The following is a 16,178-nucleotide window of genomic DNA, read 5'->3' as shown; positions in this document are numbered from 1 at the left end:
CCTAATATTTCACTTTTCAAAACTTGATTTTTCCGGAAACTTACTCTGCAAAGCTTTAATAATATTGCTCATCTTTATTTCATAATCTTCAATATCAGCATCATCATTAATACAGATTTCCTTTTGATGACCATTATTAATATCAGCTAGTATTCGATCATAATCAACCAAAGTATAGTGTTTCCCCAAATTAACTGATTGCGGATAAAAATCACCGCTCTCAATTTGCCAATAACTAAACAACCAATGATTAACATCTGAAAGCGTTCTGAACTTATTTTTTGATGTTTGATCCAATTGAGGATACGCTGCCGTCCAAACACTTTCCATTGTTGTTTTTAGATGTGATGATGTTAAATGTAAATTCCGATATCCAGTCACATTTTTCCAAGGCATCATCGCCAAAGTTCTTAATTGTTCTCTGCCATATCTAGGACTTATAAATTTTCTCCAATGCTGTTTAAAATCTTTTCTTTTATTAAAATTATCATTTATTATACGAACATCATTAAAGATAGTTGTTGAAAAATCTTTATAGGGTATTACTGGGCTATAAATGCCCACTTTTCTCGGTAATCCATTATGAAAAAAATCATCCTCAGTTACATAATTTGTTAAAAATAAATCGTCGTTAAACAATACAAAATGCTCAGATAGGTCCTTTATTCTATGAAGATTTAATTCTATTGGATTGGAGCTGAAGGTCGGTAAATATTTTCCCGGTATATAATCTGAATGCTTAACAATAACTAACTTATCAGAATCAATATTTAACCATTCTGGCAAATGTCCTTCCGTCACCAAAAAAACTTTGTGCACCCAAGGCGCATATTTTTCAATCGATCTGAACCAGTACTTAAATGTCCCAAAATCTCGATATCGGATATTAGAATTTATTGACATATTCTCTGGACTATATTCATTTTTCTTATTTAACCAAATAGGATCATTCCCATCTACCCATGTCACAACAAAATCAATATTTTCCATACCTTCTACTTCTCCCTACATAAACCAACTAAATTCATCACTACTTAGTTAGAATTATACATTCCATTTCATAATAGTTTTCCCAAAAGAATTAGCTTGATCAACTATAAATGCACTTGCAGCGTCCTCAACCGTATTAATATTTATAATTTGATTTACTAGCATACTCATTCTACTAATCAATCGTTGATTATCTGCTAATAAATCAACAACATCTTGAAAATCTTTCACTGATGATCGACTATTTCCAATCAACCGTAATCCTTTTTGTAAAACCATTCTAGTATTGATTGGTACCTCATCTTCACTAACGCCTAATAAAGAGATAGTGCCTTCAGGATTAATATGTTGAATAATTTGACGAATTGCCATCGCACAACCAGAACCACCTGTTGCTTCAATCGCAACATCTATCATAAGCTCATTGGGAATATTATCGGTTAAGTATGTTCCCTCTACAAAAGAATAATAATCTAATTTATTTTGATGATGTCCTAGAATATATATTTTCACTTTAGGGTCAATCTCTTTCAAGATAGCAGCAATCATATAACTAACATTCCCATCACCCCAAATACCAACTGATTCAATATCACTTGTCACACTCTTAAAAATACGATTCAAAGCGTGCTTGCTGACAGACATCATTTCAATAAATGCTGCAACTGTTTCTGGAATACCTGCAGCTAGTTTCACAATTTGATTATCATCTAAAATCATAAATTCTTGCATTAATCCATCACGATTTGATGACATAAACTGTGAATCTAATAAATAATTTTCACCATACTCGATTTCCTTGTGCACATTAACAGTTGGAACAATAACTACTTTATCACCGATGTTATACTCTTTACTCTTACTATATACAACAGTTCCCATACCTTCATGCACCAATGCCATTGGTAGTTTTTGTGCCATTATCTCTGAATCACGTTCAAAATTAAAATAACGTTGATCTGCATGACAAATAGATAGATAATCTGGTCGGATAACTACCTGATTATCTTTTGCTCGTTGTGAAACAATTTTAGATTCGAATTTTTTTTCGCCAACTAACTGATAGATTTGTTTTAACATTAGTTTTCCTCACTTTTATTAATAAGCGCTTCTGCTAATTTCAAATCAAAACTGGTTGTAATTTTAAAATTTTGTTGCTCACCAGTAACTAACTTAACATCTACACCATTATCAGATAGTAGAACAACCTTGGCCGCGTCCGTTAATATTAATTTTTCATCCTCTGTTAATTCTTCATATGCACCTAATAATAATTTAATGTTAAATGATTGTGGCGTCTGTCCTTGAAACATTGTATTTCTATTGGGAATTTCTGCAATATCAGTACGTTCAGAATTTGATTTTACAATCGTATCTATTGAGGGTATCACAGTATCGACAGCTCCGTACTTTAATGCATTCTCAATATTTTCTTCAATAATTCGTTGACTGACAAAAGGTCTAACGGCATCGTGTGTGACCACGATATCATCTTCGGTTAATCCAAATTTTGATTCAATAAACTTTAATCCATTTATCAATGTTTCACTACGATCAGAACCGCCTTGTACCAAATAAATTCTATCCATATCATCATTTGAAAAATATTTTTTTAATAAATCCATTGTATATTCAACCCAGTCAGTTGAAACAACGACTACAATTCCATCAAATTGTATGTTCATTAAAAATTTTTCTATTGTTTGAATAATGATGGGTGCATTTCCCAAATTTAAAAATTGCTTTGGTAAACTAGTATTCCCCATTCTAGTCCCTTTGCCACCTGCTAATATCTCTGCATATTTCATTATTAAACCATCCCTTCAATAACGTTTTTATGACTTTCTATTTTAGAACCTTGACCAACGACGCTAGCATAATTGCTAAATTAATAACAAAGTATATCCAATTAAAAATTACCATTTGACTAAAAATAATTGCCATCAACAACAGTACTTCGACAAGTCCTGAAATACTCGTCAGATTCAATGCGACAATTTTTGCAAAGCCAAAATTCTTCTTGTCAGCAATTTCATTTTTTTGACTAACACCAAGTTCCGTATTCGTCTTATGCATTATTAATCTTGGGAAAAGTACAAACATCCCCGATAGTGCACCAATAATGATCTGATTAACGTCTCCTGAAATGTTATAACAGTATAGTCCTGCACTAAAGTACAACAGAAACATTGCTTCATAACCACTCATGGCATCATAAACAGACCCTATTTTTGAACCAGTTTTCTTTAATCGAGCAATATTACCATCCACACCATCTAATAAATTCCAAAGAAAGAACAACATCCACCCTACTATTGCATAGCTTATAGTATCAGCTCGTCCTAACACAACTGCAGCAATTAATATTTCAATTGCTGCAATTAATGATACGGTATTCGGTTTGCTATTAGCCCAAAGAAATGGAATTGTAATAATATAAGATAATGGTCGACCTACATAAAAAGCAAACAGATCATGTTTTGCCTCTTTCTTCTTCTCGTCAGTCATTGTTCCTTGTAATTGCTTTAGATATCCCATACCACTTATATACCTCCTAATATCCTTTAATTTTAAGTAATGCTGGTCGGATATACGCCTGTAAAATACCAAACGCTTGAACAGCGACTTTTCTTGGTAATACATTAAATATTTTTTTCAGTTGTCCTTTTTTAGATATAACTACGTTATCTCCAAATATTTTATTTTCCAATTTTCGCCATTCATCACGATATTTATTCTCAGAATATTTCATCCAAGGACGATTATTGAAAAAATCACTCGTTAGATGCACTATTATTGGATTTTCTATTGCTTTTTTGATGCAACTTTCAGAGTAGTAATTAACTGGTTTACGGTAAATCATCAATTCTTTATAGGTGAATTCATTATAACTGCTAATCATATTATATTTAGGATCAAGTATTCTAAAACTCTTTTGAGCAACAACATCAATGATTCCTTGATCACCTTGAATAATGTGTCCTTTATATTTATTAATCACTTCCTCAATTTTTTGAGGAAATTGTTCTTTAATCCAGCTGTGACAATCGATTAACATAACTCCAGAATTAAACATTTCATCGCTTTTTGATAATCCTAAAAATTTTCGATAATTTTTGCTAAAAGGATCCTTAGCTAACATCAAGGTTTTTCCTTGTAAATCAGTTTCATATAAATCAAGTAAACTTGATTTAATCAAAGTATCACAATCGAGATATAATAATTTGTCGACATCGTTTGGTAAGTATTCATCAAAATATAATCTAAGAAATTGTGTATTAGATCCTCTATCAGAAACAATTCTATCAACTGTATTCCTTTTTTCAATAAACATCACTTGATGATTAGTTTCTTTAAATAAGTTTTTAATAACCGTTATATTACTATCACTGATATCATCGTTTAAGATAAAAATATTTATCTCCTGTTCCCGATTCTGTTCCAGCAAAGAATAGATTGAAACGCTTAAAATTCGAGCAAAATTATTATCTGCCGCATATAATATATTCATTATTTTCTCCAGTTAGTTTAGTAGGCATCATTTGGCATTACCATAATTTTGACGGTTCTAAAAATAATGCCAAAATCATATAAAAAACCACTTTTGCGAATATATTTTAAATCTAATTCCACCATTTCGTGGAATCCAATACTATTACGGCCACTAACTTGCCATAACCCAGTGCAACCCGGTTTAACCATCAATCGTTGCCAGTCGTAATCTGTATATTCTTTAATTTCTCGTTCTAAAGGTGGCCGCGGTCCAACCAATGACATATCGCCAATTAAGACGTTCCATAATTGAGGCAATTCATCAATGCTATATTTACGAATAAACTTACCAACTTTAGTAATCCGTGGATCTTCTTTCATCTTAAACATGGCACCTTCGACTTCGTTGTATTTCAACAAAGCCTTTAGTTTATCATCTGCATCGGAACACATTGACCGGAATTTATACATTTTAAAAGTTTTCTGAGCGCGACCTAAGCGCGTTTGTGAATAGAAGACGCCACCTTTTGAATCGTCGGCTTTAATCCAAATCGCAAGCACTAGAAATAGCGGGCTTAATATAATTAAACCCGCTAAACTTGCCACAATATCAAATAACCGTTTCAATCCCCGATAAACATACCGTTGGTTAATTGCTGCTTGGGTAAACAGCAATGCTTGACGTGTATTCTCAACTTCAGCTGCTTCTTCTATCGTTTGCTTTTGTATTTCCAATTTATTTCCCCCAAAGTCCACTTCTCAGTTCCTACTTTGTATCATCGGCACCATAGTAGCCACCGTAATAGCCGCCGTAGTAACCGCCAGTATTTTCAGACTTCACTCGGTTCATGATCGTGCCTAGAATCCGAGCATTAACGACTTCTAATAATTCTTTGGCTTTAACAATTGAACCCTTTTCAGCAATCCCTTGTGGGGTTACCAGAATGGTCCCATCGGTTTTGCTGGCTAGAATTTGCGCATCAGTGACTGAAATAACGGGCGGTGCATCGAAAATCACCAAATCAAAGTGCTTGGTCAATTCCGCAATTAACTTATCCATCTTCTTGGTGTTCAAGAGTTCAGAAGGGTTCGGCGGTACGACGCCACAAGGTAAGACAAACAAATGATCCACCGGTGTCTTTTGAATCGTACTATTTAAATCAAATTCATCTTCGGTTAATAAGGCGGTCAAACCGCGTTTATTTGGTACTTGGAAAGTTTGATGAATTGTTGGGCGCCGCATATCAGCATCGACTAATAGAACATCCACGCCTTGATCGGCCCAGGTGACGGCAACGTTAGCACTAACCGTTGATTTGCCTTGGGAAGGACCAGAAGAAGTAAAGACCACGCTCCGTAGTTTTTGATCGATTGATGAGAATTGAATGTTGGTCCGAATTGTCCGGAATTGTTCGGCAATCACAGAGGTTGGTTCGGTTAAGGTAATTAACCCGACCCCTTCACGCATAATGTCTTGTTCTAATTTCTTTTCTTTTCTAAAGAATCCCATGATGATCCTAACCTCTTCTCGTTAATCGACTACTACTAACTGACATAATCGCTTTTTTAATAATATCTTTATCGGCAATGTTATTAATCACGCCTAAGCTGGTTAAACCAAGTTCATCAGTTAAGAAACTTTCATCTTTAACCGTCTTATCCGTTAATTCACGAATAAAGGCAATCCCTACGCCTAACAAGAGCCCTAAAACCAAACCAATTAAGATATTTAATTTACTTTTCGGTGAAACGGGCGTTAAATCCGGTTTAGCTTTCGAAATAATTGAAACGTTATCGGTCCCACTCATAATCGTAGGAGCTTTCTTCTGGAAAGTCTCCGCAGTTGTATTAGCAATATCCGCGGCCGTATAAGCATTATCGGCTTTAACGTTAATTGAGAAGACTTGTGAGTTTTGATTATTGGAGATGCTAACCATCTCATCAATATCCGTTAATTTATGACTATTACCCTTATTGATTTTTGTTTCAACGGTATCCATAATCACTGGTTTAACGATTAAATCTTTGTAAGTATTAATCATCTGCACATCTGTTTGAACTTGATTGTATTGAACATTTGCATCGCTATTTTGTTTACGATTGACTAGTAGTTCCGTTGAAGCACTGTATTGCGGGGTCATAATGAAGAACGTCACGATGAATGCCAAGAGTGTGCAGGCAATCGTTGAGATTGCAATTAGTTTATGGTGTTTCCGTAGGATTCCGAAGATCTGTTCAATATTGATTGTTTGTTCCATAATTTCCTCCAAAGTTTGGTTCGCGCATCTTTTGAACCCAGTTCATACTAAAAGAAGTTAACCATCGTTCATCCGGTTAGCTTCTTAATAATCTAATCTAATGCTAGTTGAGTCCGCAATAGACTCGACATCTTGCTGACTTCGCTGCTATCCATGACTTGGAACGATTGACCATCGATCATCTGGCCCGTTCCTTTCAATTGTTGCGTCTTGAAATTCATTGCATCACCATAATTTTGCTGAATATTAACCATATCCTTCAACGTTAAATTAGTTTGCATATTATTATCGAGCACTTGTAAAAACTTATTGTAATTTGAAACCATACTGATATTAGCCGACTTCTTAAGAACCGCTTTAATGACCTCTTGCTGTCTTAATTGCCGTCCAAAATCACCTTCAGAATCACTATACCGCATTCTCGCATAATACAGAGCGTGTTCCCCGTCTAGTGAAATATTGCCTTTATTAAAATGATACTCGTCGATATCAAAAGCAAATTTATTATTAACAGTCACACCACCAACGGCATCCACCAACTGTTCGAGACCTTTCATGTTCATCAATACGTAATAATCAACCGGCACATTCAAGAAAGCCTGAACCGTGTTAACCGCCATTGGAATGCCACCGTAAGCGTACGCCGCATTAATCTTAGCGGTTTGGCCGTAGCCAACGATTGGCACCCGTGAATCACGGGCAATACTTAACATGTTGGTTTGTTTGGTCGCTGGATTGACCGTTGCGAGAATCATCGTATCCGTCCGACCTTTATACGTCCGACCTAATTCCCCGGTATCTGTCCCTAATAATAGAATCGAAAATGGCGTTTTCTTATTCAACGTCACACTTTGGTTCGCTTTACGTTTGTTTTGTGTTTTGCCTTTAGCTTTATAAACCGTCTTAGCGGTTTGATTGACATCGTAGTACACCTTAGCGGCAAATGCGCCCCCCGCTAAAATCAAAACACCCAATACGGCTAGAACGACCTTGGTAACCGTCCAGCCTTTACGATGGTGTTTATGATGATGGTGGCGCCGTTGACGATGTTGTTCAGGTTGCTGATTTGTCTCATCAGAATTCATAATGATGTTTCCCCCTTGAAACGCGTTTCGTAAAAGTAATCACAATATACTACATTATAAGATAAAACATTCTAAAAATAAAACCCTTTTTGGGGTTAATTAATAACGGAAAATAGTTTATAATATAAACTTCTTTATGACATTTTATTTTTAATGTTGTTCTTTACGGCGTTCAATGAAGTCGTAAACCTTGCCCCGACTGGTATCAACTTGTCCATGTAAGGCTTCTTCAACGACGACATTCAAGACAGCGCCGACCATTAAGACGGTGGCAGAATAATTAAGCCACAGTAACAAAATGATGAAAACGCCGATTGTCCCGTAACTATTCCATGAAGTTCCGAAGTAGCGCATATACAATGAAAAACCTTGTGCTAACGCTAACCAACCAACCGTCGTCAGTACTGCGCCAGGGATAACACTCCGTAATCGCATTTTAACGTTCGGAATGAAGAAATAGATAAAAATTAGAATGATAAAAACAACACTTGCTGTCACTGGCCATTTTAAACTACCAAAAATATTAATATAATGTGCCGGAATCTTGAAGATTGGGGCAATCAATTCGAGTACTTGTTGGCCAAACGTAAACACCAGAATCAGACTAATCAATAATAATAGTAGAACTAAGGTACTGCCCAGTGAGATTAGACGTTTCAAAACGAAATTCTGAACCTTTTCGACACCGTACGCACGGTTAATACTATCTTTCAACGCATTAATCCCTTTGCTAGCTGCCCACATTGTCCCGATAACCCCGATTGACAACAACCCACTGTTCGGTTTGTTGAGCAATGCTTGAAGTGTCGGGAAGATTCGATTAAAGATGGCTGGTGGCACAGCCGTTTGCACGTAACTGGCAACTGCCATCACATCTAAATGGAAATAAGGCAGCGCGTTACCGATGACAATTAATAATGGAAAAACCGATAATAGCGCAAAATAAGCGATTACTTTAGAACTATCACCGATATTAGCTTCTGATGAACGAAGAATCATTAGTTTAATGAACGCCATCGTTTTTCGCCTTTTCGGTAAAGTCTGCCGTAATATCGGCACCTCTTTTTTTTCAGTTTTCATAGTACTCCTTACAAACTCAATCATTATACCCTCGTAATTTATAAGCGACAAGAGCGTTGAATGTCATAAACTTGACTATCAAGGTTCATTATACATGATTAATCATGGTTCTTAATAGTTTTCTGAAAATAAAACCCACTTCACTAACCCTATTAAGGGCCTAACCTGATTCATTGATGATAATTTCACAAGTGGGCTGACTAAAAAAACTAGTGTTACGATTTAAAATTAAATCGTAACACTAGTTTTTTAGGTAAATCTTCAAAGCCTGACCAGCTCAGTCAGCACTCATTTTTTCTTTAACGTGTTCCTTCTCACAGTTTCCTGTGCTTAGCTACGTTTCGCAAACAAAGGTCATAACCCGACCTTTATTCACAAAACTAGGCTAATGCTCAGAAACTACCCGTGAGAACTCACACTCATTTTAATAAGTATTTTGGATCTTCGTTGTCGTGCGCCGTTAAGATTTTAGGACCTTCTTTTGTGATGGCAATGGTGTGTTCATATTGTGCACATGGGGTACCATCGGCTGTGACGTAGTATTCCCAATCGTCACCCTTAGCTTCTCTAGACGCGATATGCCAAGTCCCCATACTAATCATTGGTTCGATGGTAATCGTCATCCCTTCTTTAAGCCGTAACCCCTTACCGGCTTCACCGTAATGTGGCACGTTAGGTTGTTCGTGCATTGTTGGTTGGATACCGTGACCAATTAATTCACGGATATCGCCATAATTATTTTCGACTTCGGTGAATTGTTGGATTGCATGGCCAATATCACCAATCCGGTTGCCAATGATGGCTTGGTCAATCCCTAAATAGAGTGATTTAAGCGTATCATCCATTAATTTTTGTAATTCGGGTTTCACTTCGCCCACCGCATAGGTCCAACAAGCATCACTTTCATAACCATCGAGATTAACCGTCATATCGACACTGACGATATCACCAGTCTTCAGAATCAAGTTCTTACGGGGTGTTGCGTGCGCCACTTCTTCGTTAACGCTGACACAGGTTGCATATTTATACCCTTCAAAGCCTTTTTCAGAAGCGCGGGCACCGTGACTTTCAATGTAATCATTGGCAAATTCTTCAATCACCCAGCTCGAAATACCTGGTTTGATAATATCGAATAACCCTTGTTGTACACCGGCAATGATGGCACCTGATGCGGCCATCCCTTTAATTTCTCGTTCAGATTTTAATGTAATCAATCTTGTGACCTCCAAGTCGTTCTTAACATGGTTCAACTCAATCACTAGTTTGAGAGTTGAATCATCGTTCTTCAAAACTATTATACGCTATTTACCCCTAAAAAGTCGCTAATCTACCGCTTTTAGCAACTTTTTTCACCCGTCATGTCGGCCAGTCCTTTTATTATAGAATGGAATTTGCTATAATATCGGTTAGTATTGCAGACATTTTACGGTGCCTTAATCGTAATTGTTTTGATGAAAGGATGACCAATCATGGCAACTGCCAAAGTAGTCTACGCAAGTATGACTGGTAATAATGAAGAAATTGCTGAAATCGTTGAAGAAGCTTTAGAAAATGCCAACGTTTCAGTTGAAACAACCGAAATATCACAAGCTGATCCTGCTGATTTTGAAGATGCAGATATCTGTATTGTTTGTAGCTATACCTACGGGGATGATGGCGACTTACCCGATGAAGCCGTCGATTTCTATGAAGATTTAAAAGAAGAAGATTTAACCGGTAAGGTTTATGGTGTTTGCGGTTCAGGCGATACCTTCTACGATGAATTTTGTAAAGTCGTCGATGATTTTGCTGCCGTCTTCGAACAAACCGGTGCCACTAAAGGTGCTGGTGTCGTGAAAGTTGATTTAGCCCCTGAAGCCGACGATATCGCTAACTTAGAAAAATTTGTCAGTGAAATCGTGGCTAAGCAACAAAGTCTTTAATTTTTAGGACTAACGGCTGGCTAAATACCTGGGATGACCTAGGTATTTTTTTATAGCATCGCCTTTGTTGCATGATTAAACTAACTGAGGAGCTTACTAATGGCTTTTATCAAACGGATTATATTCAAGTACCACGACTTTTTGACTTATACGATTTTTGGTTTTTTGGCGTCAGTGGTCAACATTGCCACCTACTGGGTCTTTCGGCATACACTAGTTTGGCCGTATTTACTGGCCAATACAGTGGCTTGGTTGATTGCCAATTTGTTTGGCTTTTTCACTAATAAGTCGTTAGTCTTTCAATCGAAATACACCAGTTTTAAAGCATTATTTCAAGAAATTCTTTCATTCTTCTTTTTCCGTGGCGTTTCATTCTTCTTAGATAATGGCCTGATGATTGTTGGTATCTCGATGCTCGGCTGGCACAGTATGACTGCCAAAATTATTGATCAACTGATTGTCGGCATTGTTAATTACATTACAACTAGCTACACCTTCAAAAAATCAGAAAAACAAATGGCCCTACGCGGACGTATTTTACGCCACTACCACACGTTACGAAATCGAGGTAAATCATGATTAATCGTCTCCGAAACAAGTATCGGGAACAGCTGATGTATCTAATTTTTGGCGTTTTAACGACCCTAATTAATATGGTCGTTTTTTTCGTTTTGGATCGCTACACGAGCCTCTACTACTTACTGAGTAATACGTTAGCCTGGTTTTTATCCGTTCTATTTGCTTTTTTCACCAATAAAACTTGGGTTTTCAATTCAAAATACACAACATTTACTGATTTTATCCGCGAAATGGGTAGTTTCTTCTTCTTTCGTGGTATATCCTATTTAATAGATACTGCGATTATGTTTATTGGGGTTTCGATGTTGCAAGGTCCTAATATGCTCGTTAAAATTATCGATCAAGTGATTGTTATTTTAGCCAATTACATTTTTAGCAAATGGATTTTTAATCAGAAGTCGGGGGAGTAATATGTGTAAGACCATTTCAATCATTGTCCCATGTTATAACGAACAAGAATCAATTCCACTTTTCTATGCCGCCGTTGAAAAGGTTGCAGCAACATTAACCAGTCATCAAATCGAATATTGGTTTATCAACGATGGTTCAAGTGATCAATCGCTCGCCGAAATGCGGACCTTACAAGCCACTGATGAAGCCCACGTCCATTACATCTCATTCTCTCGTAACTTTGGCAAAGAGGCTGCGCTTTATGCAGGTCTCCAAGCAGCAACTGGTGATTACGTCGCTGTCATGGATGTGGATTTACAAGATCCACCCGCATTACTCCCTGAAATGATTGCCGGTATTGAACAAGAGGGCTACGACTGTGTCGGGACTCGGCGGACAACCCGCGCGGGTGAACCTTTGATTCGTTCTTTTTTTGCTAAACAATTCTATCGAATTATCAATCGAATTTCAAAAACTGAAATTGTTGATGGCGCACGTGATTACCGGTTAATGACCCGTCAAATGGTTGATGCGATTCTCGAAATGTCAGAATATAACCGTTTTTCTAAAGGTATTTTTAGCTGGGTCGGTTTTGATACCAAATACCTGGCCTATCCAAACCAAGATCGAATTGCAGGGACAACGAGCTGGTCTTTCTGGGGACTATTTAAATATTCCTTAGAAGGCATCGTCACCTTCTCAGAAACACCGTTAGCCTTTGCGTCTTTCGTTGGCTTTTTTTCATTCGTAATTGCCAGTATCGCGTTGATTTTTATCGTTATTCGGGCGTTAATCTTCGGCGATCCGACGAGCGGCTGGCCATCACTGATTTCAGTCATGTTAATGGTCGGTGGCCTACAACTTCTCTGCCTAGGGATTGTCGGTAAATACATCGGTAAAATCTACCTAGAAGTCAAAAATCGCCCGGTATATATCGTTAAAGAAAAGAAATGAAGTGCTAACTGAGCTATTCAGCCTCTGAGTACGGCTAGATTAGTGAATTATGACCGGGATTTGGTCATGATTTACTAATCGTAGCTAGACGGAAGAAGCTAGCTCAGAAACACGTTATAGAAATAAGTGCTGACTCGAACGGTTAATCTTTGAGCATAACCTAGAAATGACAATTATGGTGGTCCTTAACCACAATTGTCATTTCGTAGTTAAGCGGAAAAGATTGTTCGAGAAGCACGTTAAAGAGAAATGAGTGCTGTCTCAAGTTGGTTAGTCTTCGAGGATTAACCTAAAAATCAGCGTTATGATTTGCATTTTGAATCATAACGCTGATTTTGTAGTTAACCGGAAAAGGCTACTTGAGAAGCACGTTAAGAAGAAATGAGTGCTAACTGAGCTGTTCAGCCTCTGAGTATGGCTAGATTAGTGAATTATGACCGGGATTTGGTCATGATTTACTAATCGTGGCTAGACGGAAGAAGCTAGCTCAGAAACACGTTATAGAAAAATAAGTGCGAGTTCTCACGGGTAATTTCTGAGCATTAGCCTAGTTTCGTGAATAAAGGTTGGGTTATGACCTTTGTTTGCGAAACGTAGCTAATCACAGGAAACTGTGAGAAGGAACACGTTAAAAAATAAGTGTTAACTGGGCTATCTCCGGAATTGCAACCATTAGTATCGCATTTTTACAAATAGCGATTGGAGGGTTTTATGTGAAAGCTAAATTAGACTACTCAAAATTATGGCTTGTGCTTAGTTTTTTTGTCGTTTACCAATTGATATTTAGTCCCGAAATGGTGTTAGGCCTGCTCAACAACCAAATCGTGAGTATACTAATCGAAATTATCATATTTTGCCTGGCAGCCATTTTCACTGTCTATACGTATCGTTATGTGCACCGCATTGCTTATTGGAACGGTGATTTCATCAAAGAAAAAGTGCCGAGTTGGCTCATTTTTACTTTATCAATATTATTACTATTACTGCTACAATGGAGCAATTCTTTTTTAATTTCTCAAGAAGTCATTTCCAATACACAAAACCAGACTGAAATTCTAAAAGAATTGAATCATAATCCCGTTTTTACATTAATCGCGGGAATCGTCATTGCGCCAGTTTTAGAAGAATTAATTTTTCGAGGACTCTTTTACAAACTATTATTTGAAGGTCATCAGACGGACCAAATTAAAAACTGGGGTTTACTTTTGGTGATACTTGCCAATAGCCTTGTTTTTGCAATCCCACATCTGAATACAATCTCTTTAGATATCGTCCCTTACATGCTAATGGCAGCCATCTTTTCAGTTAATTTTATCTATTACAAAAAAATCAGCATCCCGATTATATTACATATTTTCAACAACCTGATTGCCAGTTTTATATTTTAAAGAAACGAGCGTGTCGATCGTCCAAATTGCTTAATTAAAAAAGATTGTTAGTCGTAACCACATATCTGGTTATTGCTAACAATCTTTTTTAATTGGTGACTAACTCGCCATTCAAGCTTTGATTTAACATTCTAGTTAATAATGCAAACACTTCATCTTCAGATAACGTCACCAAACTTGTATTCAACAATGTCGCAATTCCAGCAATAATCACACCCGTTTCGACGCTAATTCGTTTGCGTTCCGTTTCTGATTTAGCCATTAGTGGTTCATACTTACGCAAGGCTTGATTAGCCAATTGACTGACGAACGATTTCGTCTTTTCTTCCCCAAAATGATTATCAATAAATAACGCTCGATACAGCTGAGGTTCAATGGTGGCAAAGCGCATATAGCCCATCCCTAAATTAACAAGTGGATTATCCGTTCGCTGTTCTTCACTGACGTACCAAACCAAGCGCGCCTTGGCTTCTTCCAAAACCGCATTCTTAAGATGATCCATACTGCCGAATTCTAAATAAATCGGTTGCGTCGAACAGTCTAATTCCGTTGCTAATTTACGCGCCGTAATTGATTTTAAGCCATCCATCAATACCATCTCGTACGCTTTATCCAAAATTTGTTCTGCTTTAATCCTCTTTTTTCGTGCCATCTTAACAACCCCCAACAACTTCGATTAACAACCTTCATTACAGATACTCTAACACAAATTAAATAACATTGAAAACGTTTTAACTGGTATTCCAAGTTTTTTTAAGTCGCTTATGCTATGATGAACGTACTAAAAGCATTCAAGGAGGATTTTCTATGACCACTTTTGCACATAATCTTGAAAAATACGCCGCATTAATTGCTAAAACTGGTATTAATGTCCAAACCAGTGATACCATTGTTTTGCAAATTGCGGTCACTCAAGCCCAATTAGCGCGTGATATTACAGCTGCGTGCTACGACCTCGGTGCCGCTGAAGTCATCATTAAATGGCAAGATGATTTAGTTGATCGCCTCAACATGCAACACAAAGACGAAGCACGGTTAGTGAACGTGCCCGACTTCCAAACACAAGAATACGACTATTGGTTAGAACACGGTGCTAAACGCATTTCAGTCATGTCAAGTGATCCCGACAACTTGAAAGGCTTAGATGGCGACCGCGTAGCTGCAGTTCAAAAAGCCAATGGTCAAGCGATGCTTAAAGTTCGCCAAGCAACTCAATCTAACAAAAACAGCTGGATCGTGATTGCTGCGGCTAGTCCGGCTTGGGCCCACAAAGTCTTCCCCGATGTCGACCTGCAAACCGCGACTGATCAATTATGGACTGAAATCTTTAAGACCACACGGGTTGATCAAGCTGATCCAATTAAAGCTTGGGAAGCACACGGTCATAAACTCCAAGCTAAAGCGGCTGAATTAAACTCGGCGCAATTTAAAGCACTCCACTACACAGCTCCTGGCACCGATATTACCATCGGCTTACCTGAAAACCACATTTGGATTGGTGGCCCACATAAAAGTAGTGATGGTCGGTCATTCATCGCCAACATGCCGACTGAAGAAGTTTTCTCAGCCGCCGATGCTAACAATATTAATGGTTATATCTCTTCAACTAAACCATTGAGCTATGCCGGTAATACTTTAAATAACATGAAGTTCACTTTCGAAAACGGTCGCGTGATTAAAGCGACCGCTGAAGAAGGTAATGCTGTTTTACAAAAGTTATTGCAAACTGATGCTGGCGTGAAAAGCCTCGGTGAAGTCGCCTTAGTCCCTGACCCTTCCCCAATCTCACAATCTAAAATCACTTTCTTCAACACACTATTCGATGAGAATGCCTCTAACCATCTCGCTTTAGGCTCTGCCTACGCTTTCTCAATTAAAGATGGTACGAAGATGACCGAAGACCAATTAAAAGCGGCTGGCTTGAACCGCAGTCAAGCACACGTTGATTTCATGGTCGGTTCTAGTCAAATGAACATCGATGGTATCCAACATGATGGTTCGATCGTGCCAATCTTCCGCAACGGTGATTGGGCGGATTAA

The 16,178-nt window shown here is 37.6% G+C and carries 18 protein-coding genes; 6 read left to right on the top strand and 12 right to left on the bottom strand.

Annotated elements, in window-relative coordinates:
- Positions 1 to 9: 9 nt before the first annotated feature.
- The 11 genes from ACVPPQ_RS07260 to map all read right to left on the bottom strand — a co-directional run bounded on the left by ACVPPQ_RS07260 (position 10) and on the right by map (position 10,119).
- The gene (locus ACVPPQ_RS07260; RefSeq protein WP_463493666.1) at positions 10 to 990 is read right to left on the bottom strand and encodes a stealth family protein; all 981 of its coding nucleotides are present in this window, start codon (positions 988 to 990) and stop codon (positions 10 to 12) included.
- A 54-nt stretch (positions 991 to 1,044) separates the two neighbouring features.
- Positions 1,045 to 2,070, bottom strand: a complete 1,026-nt coding sequence (locus ACVPPQ_RS07255; protein WP_463493664.1) for an alcohol dehydrogenase catalytic domain-containing protein — start codon at positions 2,068 to 2,070, stop codon at positions 1,045 to 1,047.
- The gene (locus ACVPPQ_RS07250) at positions 2,070 to 2,798 is read right to left on the bottom strand and encodes an IspD/TarI family cytidylyltransferase (RefSeq protein ID WP_463493663.1); all 729 of its coding nucleotides are present in this window, start codon (positions 2,796 to 2,798) and stop codon (positions 2,070 to 2,072) included. The genes ACVPPQ_RS07255 and ACVPPQ_RS07250 overlap by 1 nt, the downstream gene beginning before the upstream one ends.
- Before the next feature lie 37 nt (positions 2,799 to 2,835).
- Complete coding sequence (locus tag ACVPPQ_RS07245) at positions 2,836 to 3,528, bottom strand: CDP-alcohol phosphatidyltransferase family protein (protein ID WP_463493661.1); 693 nt, start codon at positions 3,526 to 3,528, stop codon at positions 2,836 to 2,838.
- Between the two features lie 16 nt (positions 3,529 to 3,544).
- A complete protein-coding gene (locus tag ACVPPQ_RS07240; protein ID WP_463493660.1) occupies positions 3,545 to 4,501 on the bottom strand; it encodes a glycosyltransferase family 8 protein in 957 nt (318 codons plus the stop codon).
- A 17-nt stretch (positions 4,502 to 4,518) separates the two neighbouring features.
- Positions 4,519 to 5,217, bottom strand: a complete 699-nt coding sequence (locus ACVPPQ_RS07235; RefSeq protein WP_463493658.1) for a sugar transferase — start codon at positions 5,215 to 5,217, stop codon at positions 4,519 to 4,521.
- A gap of 31 nt (positions 5,218 to 5,248) precedes the next feature.
- The gene (locus tag ACVPPQ_RS07230; RefSeq protein WP_463493656.1) at positions 5,249 to 5,992 is read right to left on the bottom strand and encodes a CpsD/CapB family tyrosine-protein kinase; all 744 of its coding nucleotides are present in this window, start codon (positions 5,990 to 5,992) and stop codon (positions 5,249 to 5,251) included.
- Between the two features lie 7 nt (positions 5,993 to 5,999).
- Positions 6,000 to 6,740, bottom strand: a complete 741-nt coding sequence (locus tag ACVPPQ_RS07225; protein ID WP_463493654.1) for a YveK family protein — start codon at positions 6,738 to 6,740, stop codon at positions 6,000 to 6,002.
- Between the two features lie 92 nt (positions 6,741 to 6,832).
- On the bottom strand, positions 6,833 to 7,825 hold the full coding sequence (locus ACVPPQ_RS07220) for an LCP family glycopolymer transferase (RefSeq protein ID WP_463493652.1): 993 nt from the start codon (positions 7,823 to 7,825) through the stop codon (positions 6,833 to 6,835).
- A 150-nt stretch (positions 7,826 to 7,975) separates the two neighbouring features.
- Entirely contained in the window at positions 7,976 to 8,905 is a 930-nt protein-coding gene (locus ACVPPQ_RS07215) for a YihY/virulence factor BrkB family protein (RefSeq protein ID WP_463493650.1), read from the bottom strand.
- 419 nt (positions 8,906 to 9,324) lie between these two features.
- Entirely contained in the window at positions 9,325 to 10,119 is a 795-nt protein-coding gene (map, locus tag ACVPPQ_RS07210) for a type I methionyl aminopeptidase (RefSeq protein WP_463493649.1), read from the bottom strand.
- A gap of 255 nt (positions 10,120 to 10,374) precedes the next feature.
- Here map and ACVPPQ_RS07205 point away from each other — a divergent pair, with 255 nt between their 5' ends.
- The 5 genes from ACVPPQ_RS07205 (at position 10,375) to ACVPPQ_RS07185 (ending at position 14,138) form a co-directional block, all read left to right on the top strand.
- Entirely contained in the window at positions 10,375 to 10,827 is a 453-nt protein-coding gene (locus ACVPPQ_RS07205) for a flavodoxin (RefSeq protein ID WP_463493647.1), read from the top strand.
- A 99-nt stretch (positions 10,828 to 10,926) separates the two neighbouring features.
- A complete protein-coding gene (locus ACVPPQ_RS07200; protein ID WP_463493645.1) occupies positions 10,927 to 11,406 on the top strand; it encodes a GtrA family protein in 480 nt (159 codons plus the stop codon).
- Positions 11,403 to 11,816 carry a GtrA family protein gene (locus ACVPPQ_RS07195; RefSeq protein ID WP_463493643.1) on the top strand — a complete coding sequence of 138 codons (414 nt, stop codon included), beginning with the start codon at positions 11,403 to 11,405 and terminating at the stop codon, positions 11,814 to 11,816. Before ACVPPQ_RS07200 ends, ACVPPQ_RS07195 begins: the two co-directional genes overlap by 4 nt.
- A 1-nt stretch (position 11,817) precedes the next feature.
- Positions 11,818 to 12,750 carry a glycosyltransferase family 2 protein gene (locus ACVPPQ_RS07190; protein ID WP_463493641.1) on the top strand — a complete coding sequence of 311 codons (933 nt, stop codon included), beginning with the start codon at positions 11,818 to 11,820 and terminating at the stop codon, positions 12,748 to 12,750.
- Between the two features lie 713 nt (positions 12,751 to 13,463).
- Positions 13,464 to 14,138 carry a lysostaphin resistance A-like protein gene (locus ACVPPQ_RS07185; RefSeq protein ID WP_463493640.1) on the top strand — a complete coding sequence of 225 codons (675 nt, stop codon included), beginning with the start codon at positions 13,464 to 13,466 and terminating at the stop codon, positions 14,136 to 14,138.
- Between the two features lie 88 nt (positions 14,139 to 14,226).
- On the opposite strand, the gene ACVPPQ_RS07180 is transcribed toward ACVPPQ_RS07185, so the two are convergent.
- Positions 14,227 to 14,790 carry a TetR/AcrR family transcriptional regulator gene (locus ACVPPQ_RS07180; RefSeq protein ID WP_463493638.1) on the bottom strand — a complete coding sequence of 188 codons (564 nt, stop codon included), beginning with the start codon at positions 14,788 to 14,790 and terminating at the stop codon, positions 14,227 to 14,229.
- Between the two features lie 155 nt (positions 14,791 to 14,945).
- Between ACVPPQ_RS07180 and ACVPPQ_RS07175 the strand changes: the two genes are divergently transcribed.
- Positions 14,946 to 16,178, top strand: a complete 1,233-nt coding sequence (locus ACVPPQ_RS07175; protein WP_463493636.1) for an aminopeptidase — start codon at positions 14,946 to 14,948, stop codon at positions 16,176 to 16,178.

Source organism: Latilactobacillus parafuchuensis, from assembly GCF_055271665.1.
Note: the sequence above shows the minus strand (reverse complement) of the source record. Positions and strands in the feature narration are given on the sequence as shown.

Coding starts and splice junctions, on each gene's coding strand:
- ACVPPQ_RS07260 (WP_463493666.1), bottom strand. CDS start 990: ATGGAAAATATTGATTTTGTTGTGACATGGGTAGATGGGAATGATCCT.
- ACVPPQ_RS07255 (WP_463493664.1), bottom strand. CDS start 2,070: ATGTTAAAACAAATCTATCAGTTAGTTGGCGAAAAAAAATTCGAATCT.
- ACVPPQ_RS07250 (WP_463493663.1), bottom strand. CDS start 2,798: ATGAAATATGCAGAGATATTAGCAGGTGGCAAAGGGACTAGAATGGGG.
- ACVPPQ_RS07245 (WP_463493661.1), bottom strand. CDS start 3,528: ATGGGATATCTAAAGCAATTACAAGGAACAATGACTGACGAGAAGAAG.
- ACVPPQ_RS07240 (WP_463493660.1), bottom strand. CDS start 4,501: ATGAATATATTATATGCGGCAGATAATAATTTTGCTCGAATTTTAAGC.
- ACVPPQ_RS07230 (WP_463493656.1), bottom strand. CDS start 5,992: ATGGGATTCTTTAGAAAAGAAAAGAAATTAGAACAAGACATTATGCGT.
- ACVPPQ_RS07225 (WP_463493654.1), bottom strand. CDS start 6,740: ATGGAACAAACAATCAATATTGAACAGATCTTCGGAATCCTACGGAAA.
- ACVPPQ_RS07220 (WP_463493652.1), bottom strand. CDS start 7,825: ATGAATTCTGATGAGACAAATCAGCAACCTGAACAACATCGTCAACGG.
- ACVPPQ_RS07215 (WP_463493650.1), bottom strand. CDS start 8,905: ATGAAAACTGAAAAAAAAGAGGTGCCGATATTACGGCAGACTTTACCG.
- ACVPPQ_RS07205 (WP_463493647.1), top strand. CDS start 10,375: ATGGCAACTGCCAAAGTAGTCTACGCAAGTATGACTGGTAATAATGAA.
- ACVPPQ_RS07200 (WP_463493645.1), top strand. CDS start 10,927: ATGGCTTTTATCAAACGGATTATATTCAAGTACCACGACTTTTTGACT.
- ACVPPQ_RS07195 (WP_463493643.1), top strand. CDS start 11,403: ATGATTAATCGTCTCCGAAACAAGTATCGGGAACAGCTGATGTATCTA.
- ACVPPQ_RS07190 (WP_463493641.1), top strand. CDS start 11,818: ATGTGTAAGACCATTTCAATCATTGTCCCATGTTATAACGAACAAGAA.
- ACVPPQ_RS07180 (WP_463493638.1), bottom strand. CDS start 14,790: ATGGCACGAAAAAAGAGGATTAAAGCAGAACAAATTTTGGATAAAGCG.
- ACVPPQ_RS07175 (WP_463493636.1), top strand. CDS start 14,946: ATGACCACTTTTGCACATAATCTTGAAAAATACGCCGCATTAATTGCT.